At 69.4% G+C, this 13,298-nt stretch carries 12 protein-coding genes; 9 read left to right on the top strand and 3 right to left on the bottom strand.

Going from position 1 to position 13,298, the window contains the following annotated elements; genetic code table 11:
• Positions 1 to 92: 92 nt before the first annotated feature.
• From DS843_RS19675 to DS843_RS19640, 8 genes are all read left to right on the top strand, one after another.
• Positions 93 to 932 (top strand): IclR family transcriptional regulator, encoded by an 840-nt coding sequence (locus tag DS843_RS19675; protein ID WP_149470533.1) that lies wholly within the window; start codon positions 93 to 95, stop codon positions 930 to 932.
• Positions 896 to 1,888 carry a 2-dehydro-3-deoxygalactonokinase gene (locus tag DS843_RS19670; RefSeq protein WP_149470532.1) on the top strand — a complete coding sequence of 331 codons (993 nt, stop codon included), beginning with the start codon at positions 896 to 898 and terminating at the stop codon, positions 1,886 to 1,888. The genes DS843_RS19675 and DS843_RS19670 overlap by 37 nt, the downstream gene beginning before the upstream one ends.
• 5 nt (positions 1,889 to 1,893) lie before the next feature.
• Positions 1,894 to 2,544, top strand: a complete 651-nt coding sequence (locus DS843_RS19665) for a 2-dehydro-3-deoxy-6-phosphogalactonate aldolase (protein ID WP_149470531.1) — start codon at positions 1,894 to 1,896, stop codon at positions 2,542 to 2,544.
• 67 nt (positions 2,545 to 2,611) lie between these two features.
• Positions 2,612 to 3,577 (top strand): Bug family tripartite tricarboxylate transporter substrate binding protein, encoded by a 966-nt coding sequence (locus tag DS843_RS19660; protein ID WP_149470530.1) that lies wholly within the window; start codon positions 2,612 to 2,614, stop codon positions 3,575 to 3,577.
• Between the two features lie 63 nt (positions 3,578 to 3,640).
• On the top strand, positions 3,641 to 4,153 hold the full coding sequence (locus DS843_RS19655; protein WP_149470529.1) for a tripartite tricarboxylate transporter TctB family protein: 513 nt from the start codon (positions 3,641 to 3,643) through the stop codon (positions 4,151 to 4,153).
• A gap of 48 nt (positions 4,154 to 4,201) precedes the next feature.
• Positions 4,202 to 5,746, top strand: coding sequence for a tripartite tricarboxylate transporter permease (locus tag DS843_RS19650; protein WP_149470528.1), 1,545 nt, complete (start codon positions 4,202 to 4,204; stop codon positions 5,744 to 5,746).
• A complete protein-coding gene (locus tag DS843_RS19645; RefSeq protein WP_149470527.1) occupies positions 5,743 to 6,669 on the top strand; it encodes an SMP-30/gluconolactonase/LRE family protein in 927 nt (308 codons plus the stop codon). Before DS843_RS19650 ends, DS843_RS19645 begins: the two co-directional genes overlap by 4 nt.
• A gap of 38 nt (positions 6,670 to 6,707) precedes the next feature.
• A complete protein-coding gene (locus DS843_RS19640) occupies positions 6,708 to 7,484 on the top strand; it encodes an SDR family NAD(P)-dependent oxidoreductase (protein WP_149470526.1) in 777 nt (258 codons plus the stop codon).
• 30 nt (positions 7,485 to 7,514) lie between these two features.
• On the opposite strand, the gene DS843_RS19635 is transcribed toward DS843_RS19640, so the two are convergent.
• Positions 7,515 to 7,952: a hypothetical protein gene (locus DS843_RS19635; RefSeq protein WP_149470525.1), complete on the bottom strand. Its 438-nt coding sequence runs from the start codon at positions 7,950 to 7,952 to the stop codon at positions 7,515 to 7,517.
• Between the two features lie 608 nt (positions 7,953 to 8,560).
• Here DS843_RS19635 and DS843_RS19625 point away from each other — a divergent pair.
• Positions 8,561 to 9,790, top strand: coding sequence for a sensor histidine kinase (locus DS843_RS19625; protein ID WP_149470524.1), 1,230 nt, complete (start codon positions 8,561 to 8,563; stop codon positions 9,788 to 9,790).
• 13 nt (positions 9,791 to 9,803) lie between these two features.
• On the opposite strand, the gene DS843_RS19620 is transcribed toward DS843_RS19625, so the two are convergent.
• Positions 9,804 to 10,196, bottom strand: coding sequence for a response regulator (locus DS843_RS19620; RefSeq protein WP_149470523.1), 393 nt, complete (start codon positions 10,194 to 10,196; stop codon positions 9,804 to 9,806).
• A gap of 42 nt (positions 10,197 to 10,238) precedes the next feature.
• On the bottom strand, positions 10,239 to 13,298 hold the full coding sequence (locus DS843_RS19615; RefSeq protein ID WP_149470522.1) for a response regulator: 3,060 nt from the start codon (positions 13,296 to 13,298) through the stop codon (positions 10,239 to 10,241).

The following is a 13,298-nucleotide window of genomic DNA, read 5'->3' as shown; positions in this document are numbered from 1 at the left end:
AGTGAGAAATTTATTTGACACACTATGGGCGGAATCTTAGAGTGGATGAAACTGATATGCCAGATAGTGGGCAACAACACAGGGGGGAGGGCATGGCCGGCGTCGGAGCGAATCCTCTCGATGCGCAGGAGTCTCCGGAGAAGCCGCAGGCCTCCGGAACCCAGACGCTGATGCGCGGCCTCGCCCTCCTGGAATGCGTGGCGGCGGGCGTCGGCGACGTGAAGGGCATCGCCGCCCGGCTGGGCACGCCGCGCAGCACGACCCACCGGATGCTCAACAGCCTGACGTTGGAAGGCTATCTGCATCACGTTCCCTACAAGGGCTATCTGCTGGGGCCGAAGCTGATCGAACTCGGCATGCGCGCTCTGGAGCAGCGCCCGCTGGTCGCCGTCGCCCGCCCCCACATCGAGGCGCTGGCCCGCCTGACCGGCGACACCGTCCATCTCGGCGTCGTCGAGGGGGCGGAGGTCTTCTACCTCGACAAGATCCCGAACACGCGCGGGCTGGAGATGCGGTCGCGCATCGGCCTGCGCATGCCTCTGGCCTCCACGGGGCTGGGGAAGGCGCTTCTTCTCGGTCTGCCGCGCGACCGCTGGCCGGAGCTTTACGAACACGCGCGCCGCCTGACCGCGGCGGCGCCGGAACGCCCCCCGCTGGCGCCCTGGCCGGAGTTCGAATCCCGGCTGGCCGCCTATGTGGAGCGCGGTTGGTCCTTCGACCTCGAGGAAAACGAAATCGGCATCCGCTGCGTCGGCGCGCCGATCCGTGACGTCCGCAACCAGGTGGTCGCCGCCATCAGCGTGGCGAGCGCCGTGCCGTACATGCCGGACGAACGGATGGAGGAGCTTGGACCGATCGTCCTGGCGGTTGCCGACGCGATTTCAAAGGATTTGGGATGGAAACGGGACGAACGGGCGTCGGGGCATCGCTGATCGCCCTTGATTGGGGAACCTCCAGCCTGCGCGGCTTCCTGATGGACCGCGCCGGGCGCGTGCTGGACCAGCGCGCCAACGCGCATGGCATCCAGAACCTGCCGCTGCCGGGCCTGTCGGGCTTCGAGCAGGCCTTCACCGACCTGTGCGGCGATTGGCTGGCGTCCCATCCGGGCCTGCCGGTCGTGGCCGGCGGCATGGTCGGCAGCGCCCAGGGCTGGCGCGAGGCACCCTATGTCCGCTGCCCCGCCGACACGGCCACGCTGGCCTCGCAGGCTATCGCGGTGGACAGCGCGTCGGGCGCGCGCATCCTGATCGCACCGGGCATGCTCTACGACCCGCCCAGCGGCCCGCCGGACATCCTGCGCGGCGAGGAGATCCAGATCGCCGGCGTTCTGGCCGACCGGCCGGATTGGGGCCGCGACGCCTGCATGGTGCTGCCCGGCACCCATTCGAAATGGGTGGAGATCGCGGGCGGACGCATGACCCGCTTCTCCACCTACATGACCGGCGAGGTCTTCGCCGTGTTGTGCAAGCACTCGATCCTCGGCCGGCTGATGCCGGCGGACGCCGCCCCGACGGAGGCCGAGTCCGACGCCGCCTTCGCCGAGGGCGTGCAAGCGGCGCAGGCCAGCGGGCCGGGCGACTTCACGCACCAGATCTTCGCCGCGCGCACGCTGGGAATCACCCGCCGTATGCCGGCGGAGCTTCTGAAGGATTACCTGTCCGGCCTGCTGATCGGGCACGAGCTGACCTCCGGCCTCGGCCACATGCGCAACGAGCTGCACGATGGCCGTCCGCTGCTGCTGATCGGCGAGGGCGCGCTCTGCCGCCGCTACGTCCGCGGCCTGGAGTTGCTGGGCGTCGAGCCCACCGACCGGCTTGAGAACACCGCCCCGCGCGGGCTTTTCCAGTTCGCCGTTGCCGCCGGCCTGATCGCGCCGACGGGGGAGTAACGATCATGTCCGACGACACGCTGAACGCCCGTTTCGACGCCGCCTTCTCCGCCCTGCCGCTGGTCGCCATCCTACGCGGCCTGACGCCCGCGGAGGCGGAGGACGCCGCCCGCACGCTCTACGACCGCGGTTTCCGCCTGATCGAGGTGCCGCTGAACTCGCCCGATCCGTTCGCCAGCATCGCCGCCATCCGCCGCCTTCTGCCGCGGGATGCGCTGGTCGGCGCCGGTACGGTTCTGGCGGTGGAGCAGGTGGCCCGTCTGAAGGAGATCGGGGCCGATCTGGTCGTCATGCCCCATGCCGACACCGCGGTGATCCGTGCCGCCAAGGCCGCGGGGCTGGTCAGCCTGCCTGGAATCGCCACTCCGACGGAAGCTTTCGCAGCGCTGTCAGCGGGTGCCGACGCCCTGAAGATCTTCCCGGCGGAGCTGATCGGCCCGCGCGTCATCAAGGCGATGCGCGCGGTGCTGCCCGCCGGCACCCGCCTGTTGCCCGTGGGCGGCATCGCCCCGGACACCATGGCGCCGTTCCTGGAGGCCGGCGTCGCCGGTTTCGGGCTGGGTTCGGCGCTTTATTCGCCGGGCCTGTCCGCCGCCGAGATCGGCGAACGGGCGGACGCCTTCGTCGCCGCGTGGCAGCGCCTCAACCCGCGCTGAGCACGCAGCGGCTTTCTCTTCCCCCCACCTCCTGTCCACCTCAAGCAACACCCCAGGGAGAACGCTCATGAAGGGCTATCGTTTCGTCACCGGCGCCGTCGTCGGCGCGCTGACCTCCGCCACGCTGATGGTCGCCGCGCAGGCCGCCGAATACCCGGCCAAGGCGATCGAGCTGATCGTCCCGTACGCCGCCGGCGGAGGCACCGACCTCGTCGCCCGCGCCTATGCGGACTCCGTGAACCGCCACCTGCCGCAGTCGGTGGGCGTGGTGAACAAGACCGGCGGCGGCGGCGCGGTCGGCCTGTCGGAGATCATGGCCGCCCGTCCGGACGGCTACAAGATCGGCATGGGCACCGTCGAGATCACCACCCTGCCGAACCTGGGCGTCGCCCGCTTCACGGTCGAGGACTTCACCCCGATCGCCCGCCTGAACGCGGAGCCGAGCGCCATCACGGTCAACGCCAGCGCGCCGTGGAAGACCATCGAGGAGTTCCTGGCCCACGCCAAGGAGAATCCCGGCAAGGTCCGCATCGGCAACTCCGGCACCGGCGCCATCTGGCACCTCGCCGCCGAGGCCCTGGCGACCAAGTCCGGGCTGAAGTTCAACCACGTTCCCTATGACGGCGCCAACCCGGCGGTCACCGCGCTGTTGGGCAACCACATCGAGGCCGTCAGCGTCAGCCCCGCCGAGGTGTCCAGCCACGTCGCCGCCGGCACGCTGCGCATCCTGGCCGTGATGGACGACCAGCGTTCCAAGGCCTTCCCGGACGCCCCGACGCTGAAGGAGAAGGGCATCGACGTGACGGTCGCCACCTGGCGCGGCATCGTCGTTCCGAAGAAGACCCCGGCCAACGTCGTCGAGACGCTGCGCACCGCGTCCAAGAAGGCGGTCGAGGAGCAGGGCTTCCGCGACCAGCTCGCCAAGATGAACCTCAGCTACGCCTACCTCGACGGCCCGCAGTTCAAGGCGGCCATGGAGAAGGACGCCGAGATGTTCAAGACGCTGATGAAGCAGATCGGCCTCTCCAAGTAAGCCACATCCTCGGCGTGTCCCCGGCGGCCCTCGGGCCGCCGGGTGTCCGAAGGAGACCCACTCATGAGTCACGCTCCCGCTCCGGGCGGCAAGGCTGGCCTGCGCCCGCAGGACCGCTTTGCCACGCTGGTCATCGCCGTTCTTGTCATGGCGGTCGCGGTCGCCGCCATCGTCGTCGCGGGTGATTTCCCGCCGACCATGCTTGAGACCGACGTCGGTCCCGCCCGCTTCCCGATCATCTTCGCCGTGGCCCTTCTGGTGCTCTGCGCGATCCTGGTCTTCAACACGCTGCGGGCGCCCGCCGCTCCCCCGGATGATCCGGCACAGGCCGCACCCAAGGCCAGCTACGGCACCGTGGCGATCGGCATCGCCGCCACCGCCGTCTGCCTGTTCGCCATGGAGTATGTCGGTCACGCCATCGCGACGCCGATCTATCTGTTCGGCCTGATGTGGCTGATGGGACGGCGCAACCTGATCGCGAACGCCGCCATCGCCGCCGTGCTGACCGCGCTCATCTACGCCGCCTTCGCCTACGCGCTCAGCGTGCCGCTGCCGGTTGGAAGCCTTTTCGAATGACCCAGACCGGTCCGACCGGCCGCAACGCTCCGTTGACGGAGGGGTGAGATGTACGAACTCGACATGCTTCTTCACGGCGCGCAGGCGCTGCTCAACCAGCCCATGGCGCTGCTGCTCGCCCTGTTGGGCGTGACCCTGGGCATCATCATCGGCGCGCTGCCCGGCCTCACGGCGACGATGGGCGTGGCCATCCTGCTGCCCTTCACCTTCGGCATGGACCCGCTGTCGGGCCTGCTGATGATTTCCGGCGTCTTCTTCGGCGGCATCTACGGCGGGTCGGTCACGGCCATCCTGCTGAAGATCCCCGGAACCCCCGCCGCCGCGGCCACCGCCATCGACGGGTACGAACTGACCAAGAAGGGGCAGGCCGGCATCGCGCTGGGCACCGCCACCTTCTCGTCCTTCCTGGGCGGCACGGCCAGCGTGTTCGTGCTGATCTTCCTGGCCCCGGTGCTGGCCCGCTTCGCGCTGGAGTTCAGCGCGTCGGAGTCCTTCGCGCTGGCCGTCTTCGGTCTGTCGATCATCGCCAGCATTTCCGGCGTGTCGGTCATCAAGGGTCTGATCTCCGGCTTCCTCGGCCTGCTGCTGGCCACCGTCGGGCTGGACCCGATGGGCGGCTTTCCGCGCTACACCGGCGGCTACACCGAGCTGTTCAACGTGCCCTTCATCCCGGTGATGATCGGCCTGTTCGCCGCCGCCGAAGCCTTCAAGGCGCTGGAGGACCCGCAGGTCCGCGCGGGCATGGCCGCGGCGCTGGACCGCATCATCCCGCCTTGGCACATGTTCCGCCAGCAGTTGGTCAACATCGCGCGCTCCTCGGGCCTGGGAATCGTCATCGGCATGATCCCCGGTGCCGGCGCCGACATCGCCGCCTTCGTCGCCTACAACGAGGCCAAGCGCTTCAGCAAGACGCCGGAGAACTACGGCAAGGGCGAACTGGGCGCCGTCGCCGCCTGCGAATCCGGCGCCAACGGCTGCACCGGCGGCGCGATGCTGACCATGTTGACGCTGGGCATCCCCGGCGACGCCGTGACCGCCGTGATGCTGGGCGCCCTGACGCTCCAGGGTCTTCAGCCCGGTCCGCTGCTGTTCAAGGACCACGCCGATCTGGTCTTCACGCTGTTCGCCGGCATGCTGGTCTGCTACGTGTTCATGCTGGTGGTGGGCCTCGGTTCGCTGCGCTTCATGGGGCGCATCCTGCAGATGCCGAAGTCGGTGCTGACGCCGGCCATCCTGGCGCTGTGCATCGTCGGCACCTACGCCATCAACAACAGCATGTTCGACATCTGGATCATGCTGGCCGCCGGCGTCGTCGGCTATTTCATGCAGAAGTGGGATTTCCCGGCGTCGCCCGTCGTGCTCGCCCTCATCATGGGGCCGATGGCCGAGGCGAACTTCCGCCGCGCGCTGTCGCTGTCCAACGGCAGCTACGACTTCCTCTACACCCGCCCGATCACCGCGATCCTGCTGACCATCGCGATCCTGACGCTGATGCTTCCGCTGCTGCGCCGCCTGTGGGCGGAGCGGTCGGCGGGCGGTCCGTCCACGATCAACCCGGCCGCCGGGACCAGCCGCATGGGGACCCCGGAATGACCAGTCCCGGAATTGCCGTGACGAGCATCGGCCTGGACGCCGTCATCGATCCCGACCTGCGCAACGGCACCGGCGAGAATCCGGTCTGGGACGCCGAGCGGGGTCTGTGGACCTGGATCGACATCCCCGCGCGGGCCGTTCACCGGTTCGATCCCTCCAGCGGCGTTCACCGCCGCTGGACCCTGCCGGAGATGATCGGCTGCCTCGTCCTGCGTCCGGACGGCGGCGTGGTCTGCGCCTGCGAGACCGGCCTGTTCGACGTGGAACTGCCGGGAGAAGGCGGGGAGGCCGTGGTCACCGCGCTCGCCACCCACCGCTTCCCGAAGGAGGGGATGCGCTTCAACGACGGGCGCTGCGACCGGCAGGGGCGGCTGTGGCTGTCCAGCATGGTCATGGACATCGCCAAGGGTGACGCCTCCGGCCGGTGGCACCGCTTCACCCGCGCCGACGGCCTGACCGAGACGGGGGCGGGGAGCTACATCATCCCCAACGGCTCCGCCTTCAGCCCGGACGGGCGCACCTTCTACGCTTCCGACAGCCACCGCGACGTCCGGATGGTCTGGGCCTGGGACTATGACCCGGACACCGGCACCGCCCGCGACCGGCGCCCCTTCGTCGACATGCGCGCGATGGCCGGGCGCCCCGACGGCGCCGCGGTGGACGCGGACGGCTGCTACTGGATCTGCTGCCTGGACGAGGGCTGCATCAAGCGCTTCACCCCGAACGGCGTGCTGGACCGCCGGATCGAGGTGCCGATGCGCAAGCCGACCATGTGCGCCTTCGGCGGCCCGGACCTGCGCACGATGCTCGTCACCTCGCTCTGCCGCGGGCCGGCGGATCTGGCCGAGGACCCGCATGGCGGGCGCGTGCTGATGTTCGATCCCGGCGTCCAGGGCCTTCCCGAACCCCGTCTGGCCGATTGAGCCGGGCCAAAACGACACCAAGTCACGAGAGGCAAGGAATGTTTGACGATCTGAAGGGCAAGCGCGTTCTCATCACCGGTTCCACGCAGGGCATCGGCCTCGCGGCGGTGGAGGCGTTCGCGCGGGCCGGCGCCAAGGTCGCCATGAACGGGCGCCGAATCCCGGCGGACCTGGAGGCCACGCTGGCCCGTCTGAACGGTCTGGGCGGCGAGGTCGTCTTCCTGCAGGCCGACGTGTCGGACAGCGCGGAGTGCGGCAAGCTGGTCGACGCCTTCGTGGAGCGCTTCGGCGGCATCGACGTGCTCATCAACAACGCGGGCGGTCTGGTCGGGCGCAAGCCGCTGCCGGAGATCGACGACGAATTCTTCGACGCGGTGACCGACCTGAACTCCCGCTCCGCGCTGATGGTGACCAAGCACGCCCTGCCGCATCTGAAGGCGGCGGCGGAGCGGAACGGCACCACCTCCTCCGTCATCCTGGTCGGTTCGGTCGCCGGCTACACCGGCGGCGGTCCGGGTGCCGGCCTGTACGGCGCCGCCAAGGCGTGGCTGCACAACATCCAGAAGAACTGGGTGGCCTTCCACACCAAGGACGGCATCCGCTTCAACATGGTGTCGCCGGGCACCTTCGACACGGCCTTCCACGCCGACAAGGACGAGGACACCAAGGCCCGCATCGGCTCCGGCTTCCCGATGGGCCGCTTCGGCCGTCCGGAGGAATGCGCCCCGACCTTCTTGTTCTTCGCGTCCCACGCCTGCAGCGGCTACATCACCGGTCAGGTTCTGGACGTGAACGGCGGCCAGTACATGCCGTAACGGGCTCCAACTCCCGCTGCGTCCGCTCCGTCAGAGCGGGCGCAGCGGGATGGCCGCCGGGATGGCCGCCTTCCGGGCGGCGATGGCCGGCAGGCTGGGGAAGGGCGCACCTTCCTCGCACCGCAACTGCCGGGCCACGGCGTGCAGGGTGCCGTGATGGCGGCGGCAGAGGATGCCGTCCGCGTCGCGGTCGTAAAGCCGGACGAACTGGACGGGGGCCATACCGTCCTCCGCGTGGACCTCCACCTCCACCAGCGTGGTGCAGAAGGAACAGGCGGTCAGCGGGTCCGTCGAATCGAAGGCCACGCCGGCCTCCAGGCAGCGCCGGGCGAAGGCTTCCAGCAGCACCGAGGCGCTGCCCACCGTCTCCAGCCCGCGCAGGGCGCGCACGACGTCGCGCATATGGCCGAAACCGGGCAGCACCAGCCCGGCGGCGGAATGGCGGTCGTGGATCACCAGCTTCATCATGACGCGCACGCCGCTTCGAACCGCGGTTCCGGATGGACGGGGGCGTAGCCGGGCCGGTTCGCCCACACTCGCTGGCGGATGCGCATCTGCACCCGGCAGTCCGCCGAGCAATAGAGCGGGGCGGGACCGCGCCCGGAGGCGCGGGTGAAGGGTCGCCCGCAGCAGGCGCAATGAAGCGTCGGGCGGGGCTGGCCTGTGCAGGCGCGTGTCGGCATCGGCATGGTCGGATTCACAAGGGCATTTCCAAAGTTGCGCGCACTATACGGGCGGTCTGTGACAGTTTGACGGGTGGGGGCGGGCTACCACTTTTTCGCACCCCCGCCGCCGTTTGCGGACACCAGAACGCCCCTGGACGGCCATGGGTTCCGCCGGTCCCCCATCGCCTTGGACGGCGTCCGGGCGGAGCTTGTGAAGTGGTTGTTCCGGTTTCGGGATGGAATCTTTCAAAAGGGAACTGTCCGGCGGTACAGCACTGATAAATTGTCTTTTATGGGAAAAGATCGCGCGCTAATGTCTTTTCTGGCGGATGAGGGTGTTTCTGCGCGCCGGCGCTTCTGATCGGGGGAATCGCCGGATCGTCCCTTTCGCCGCAATAAGAAGGGGCGGACATGGGAGCACCGACGAAGGCGACGATTCTCATCGTGGATGACACCGCCGACAACCTGTCGCTGCTGAGCAGCCACCTGAAATCCATCTACACCGTCAAGACCGTCAACAACGGGGACGCCGCGCTCCGCATCGCCTTTTCGGATCACCCGCCGGACCTGATCCTGCTCGACGTCATGATGCCGAGCATGGACGGCTACGAGGTGTGCCGCCGTCTGAAGGAGGACCCCCGCACGCGCGACGTTCCGGTGATCTTCCTGACCGCGCGCACGTCGGTGGAGGATGAGAAGTTCGGGCTGGACCTGGGCGCCGTCGATTACATCAGCAAGCCGATCAGCCCCCCCATCGTGCTGGCGCGCGTGAAGAACCACCTGTCGTTGAAGGCCACCGCCGATTCGCTGCGGGCCACCGTGGAGGAGGTGCGCGCCGCCCACAGCCGGCTGGAGGAAACGCAGCAGCACCTGATCCAGACGGAGAAGATGGCGGCGCTGGGCCTGCTCGTCTCGGGCGTCGCGCATGAGATCAACACGCCCATCGGCGTGGCGCTGACCGCGGTGTCCCACCTGTCGGGGCTGATCGAATCGCTGGCCTCGCAGTTCCAGAACGGGGCCATCCGCAAATCCGACCTCGCCCGGTTCCTGGAGAACGCGCGGGAAGGGACGCTGCTGGTGACCACCAACATCGTGCGCACCGCAAACCTGATCCAAAGCTTCAAGCAGGTGGTGGTGGACCGTGCCGGGTCGGAGCGGCGGGTCTTCGACCTGAAGGACTATCTGTCCGACGCGCTCTTCGGATTGGACCCGCATCTGCGCGAGGCCGGGCACAGCTTCACCGTGTCCTGCCCCGCAGGCCTGACCATCGACAGCCATCCGGGTCCGCTGTCGGAGGTGCTGTCCATTTTGATCCGCAACGCCGTCGCCCACGCCTTCCACCCTGGGCAGAACGGGCGCGTCTTCCTGTCCGTCGTGCCGCAGGAGGGGGATTGGGTGGAATTGCGCCTGTCCGACGATGGCAAGGGGATCGACCCGGAGCATCTGCCAAAGCTGTTCGATCCCTTCTTCACCACCCGCCGGGGCATCGAATTTCCGGGGTTGGGGCTCTATGTCGCCTTCAACCTCGTCCATCAGGTGCTTCAGGGCACCATCGAGGTGGAAAGCCCGCCCGGCGGCGGGGCCACCTTCATCGTCCGAATGCCGCGCCGCGTGTCCAGCCTGGCCGAGGCGCCGGCCTGACGGCGGCTCCGCCTCAGGGCGCGGGAAGGCAGGCGGCGACCCGCTGCAACACCGTCGGCGGATCGACCGGCTTGGCGATGTAATCGACCGCCCCCAGGGCGAAGCCGCGTTCGCGGTCGGACTCGTCGGTCCGGCCCGTCAGGAAGATCACCGGGATGTCGCGGGTTCCCGGCGCGGCCTTCAGGGCGGCGCAGACCTCGTAGCCGTCCATCTCCGGCATCACCACGTCGAGCAGGATCAGATCGGGCGCCGGGGCCGTGGCGGCGATCTCCAACGCCTTCCGCCCGTTGTTGGCGACCTTCACCTTGTAGCTCTCCTTCAGCAGGCCGCTGAGGAGCTTCAGGTTGTCCGGCGTGTCGTCCACGATCAGGATCGTGGGCTTCGATGCGGGGGGCGCGTTGTCCATGGAGACTTTCCGATCTGGAAGAACCGGCGGGGCGGGGCCGGCTCAGGCTGCGGCCGTCACGCCGCGCTCGGCCAGCGCCGCGTCCAGCGCGGCGGCGGCCTCGTCGAAGTCGAAATTGCGGATCTGGCCGGCAAGGGCCTCGAACCGGTCGGGAAAGGCGGCCTGGAGAAGGCCGGCGTTGGCCGCCAACACCTCCTCCGCGTCGGGGTCGCTGTCCAGCAGGAGCCGGCGGAGCTGGCCGCAAACGGCGAGCAGGGCGTCCGCATCCACCGCGGCGGGCGCGGTTCCGGGCGTCGGGCCGGCATCCGCCGGGGCCGCCAGCGCGGCCTCCAGATGGGCGAGCAGGGCGCCCAGCGGCGGCTCCAGCTCGGCCAGCCGCGCGTCGATCTCCGGACGGGGCCGCTCCTCGCGGATAGCCGCTTCCAGGTTCGCGGCGGCGTCCTGGACGGGCAGGGCGCCGATGTTGCCGGCGGTGCCCTTCAGCGTGTGGGCGTGGCGCTCCGCCGTCGCGAGGTCGCCCTCGTCCAGGGCCGCGCGGATGGCGGAGACGGCGCCCTTCTGCCCGGCGATGAATTTGCGCAGCAGGTCGCGGTAAAGGCGCTTCTTGCCCAGCACCCGCGACAGCCCGGCGGCGGTGTCCAGGCCGGGAATGCCGGCGGGCGGGGCATCCGCATCGTCCGCCGCATCGTCCGCCGTGGCCGGCGCGGGGAGGGGGAGGGGGGGCGCGCCGGCGCCAAGCCCGGCGCGGGGCACCACCCAGGCCAGCAGCGTGGCCCACAGCGCATCGGGGTCGATGGGCTTGGCCAGATAGTCGTTCATGCCCGCGTCCAGGCAGCGGTCCCGGTCGGCCTGCATGGCGTTGGCGGTCATCGCGACGATGGGCAGGCCGGCGAAGCCCAGCCGGCGGATCTCCAGGGTCGCGGCGATGCCGTCCATGACCGGCATCTGCATGTCCATCAGCACGAGGTCGTAGGAGGCCGCCTGCACCATCTCCACGGCGATGGCGCCGTTCTCCGCGACCTCCACCACCAGCCCGGCGTCGCCCAGCAGTTCGCAGGCCACCTGCTGGTTCAGGTCGTTGTCCTCGGCCAGGAGAATGCGGGCGCCGCGCAGGTGCGACAGGTCGGCGGAGGGGACGGTCTGCGTGGGAACGGCGTCCGTCGCCTCCTCGTCGGCGCCCAGGACCCGCATGATGCCGTCGAACAGGGCGGAGGGGTTGACGGGCTTGAACAGCACCTCTTCGATGGCCGTGTTCTCGGCGCCCTTCAGAACCTCCTCCCGCCCGTAGGAGGTGACCATGATGTGATGCGGGGCCTGGACCAGCTCCAGCGCGGCGATGCCGGCGGAGGTCTCCAGCCCGTCCATGCCCGGCATCTGCCAGTCCAGCAGCACGACGCGGAAGGGCCGGCCCTCGCGCACCGCGGTCCGCGCCGCCTCGATGGCGGCGGGGCCGGAGGCCACCGCTTCGGCGGTGAAGGACATGGCCGACAGCATGTCGGTCAGCACGACGCGGGCGTTCTCGTTGTCGTCCACCACCAGACAGCGCAGGCCGCGCAGGTCGGGACGAGGCAGGAGCACGCGGCGCGGCTTGTCGCGGCCCAGCCGGGCGGTGAACCAGAAGCAGGAGCCGCGGCCGGGAGCGCTCTCCACCCCGACCGCGCCGCCCATCAGTTCGGCCAGCCTCTTGGAGATCGCCAAGCCCAGACCGGTGCCGCCGTACTTGCGGGTGGTGGAGGTGTCGGCCTGTTGGAAACTCTGGAAAAGCTGGCCTTTCTGGTCTTCGCTGAGCCCGATGCCGGTGTCGCGCACCTCGAAGCGGATCAGCAGTTCCTCGCCGGCCTCCTCCTCCAGCCGGACGATGATGGCGATCTCGCCGCGCTCGGTGAACTTGACCGCGTTGTTGGCGTAGTTGACCAGGATCTGCCCGATGCGCAGCGGGTCGCCGATCAGGTCGCTGGGCACGTTCTGGGCGACGTCGAAGATCAGCTCCAGCCCCTTGGCCGCGGCCTTCTCCGCGATCAGGTCGGCCAGCGTGCCCAGCACCTTGTCCAGATGGAAGCCGGTGCGCTCCACGCTCAGCTTGCCGGCCTCGATCTTCGAGAAGTCCAGGATGTCGTTGATGATGCCCAGCAGATGCTGGCCGGACTGGCTGATCTTGTGGATGTAGTCGCGCTGGCGCGGCGTCAGGTCGGTCTTCAGCGCCAGATGCGACAGGCCGATCACCGCGTTCATGGGGGTGCGGATCTCGTGGCTCATGTTGGCGAGGAAGCTGGCCTTGGCCAGGGACGCCGCCTCCGCCCGGTCGCGGGTCAGGCGCAACTCCTCCGTCTGCGCGCCCAGCCGGACCACCGCGTCCAGGATGCTGTCCAGTTCCTGCGTGCGGGCGCCGGGAAGCCGGATGTCGCGCTCCCCCTCGCCGATGCGGCGCAGGCCGTCGGCGGCGGACAGCAGGGGCCGCACCACATGGCGGCGGATCAGCAGACCGGCGGCGATGAAGATCGCCAGCACCGCGACGAAGGCGAACTGGATCACCTGCGAGACCAGACGGGTGCGCTCCTGGATCTGGCCCAGCCGGCCCGCGGTCAGTTCGGTGACGTCCACCAGCAGCCGGTCTCCGACCGCGTTCAGGTCCACCAGGGTCTGCGCCCATTTCTCGGAGAGGCGCTCCTCCTCCGCCGTCTGGGCGGAGCCACCCTCCGACCGCCGGGCAGCGGCGGCGGCCTTCGCCGAGGAGACCTGCCGGATGACCGAATAGGCGTCCGTCACCTGCCGCTTCAGGGTGGGATCGAACTGGAAGGTCGGGTGGAAGGCCAGCGCCTGGGCGGACAGCAGCGCCTCGCGTCGGCGGCGGGCGTCGTCGGTGACGAGGACGATGGCTCCCGACTGCTTCAGCCGCTCCAGATTCACCACGGCGCGCTGGCGTTCCAGGATCAGCGGCACCATCCGGTCCTGGCTGTCGGCGGCCAGCCGCTCCATCTTGCCCTGCTCCGCGACGATGCCGAGGAACAGCAGGCCGATCAGGGCCAGCAGGATCGCGCCACCGGTGAGGATTGCCGGCTGCAGCCGTACGCGGGGATGCCTGCGGTCGGGGGCGGACGCCAT

The organism is Roseomonas genomospecies 6, assembly GCF_008365375.1.
Classification (GTDB): domain Bacteria; phylum Pseudomonadota; class Alphaproteobacteria; order Azospirillales; family Azospirillaceae; genus Azospirillum.
Note: the sequence above shows the minus strand (reverse complement) of the source record. Positions and strands in the feature narration are given on the sequence as shown.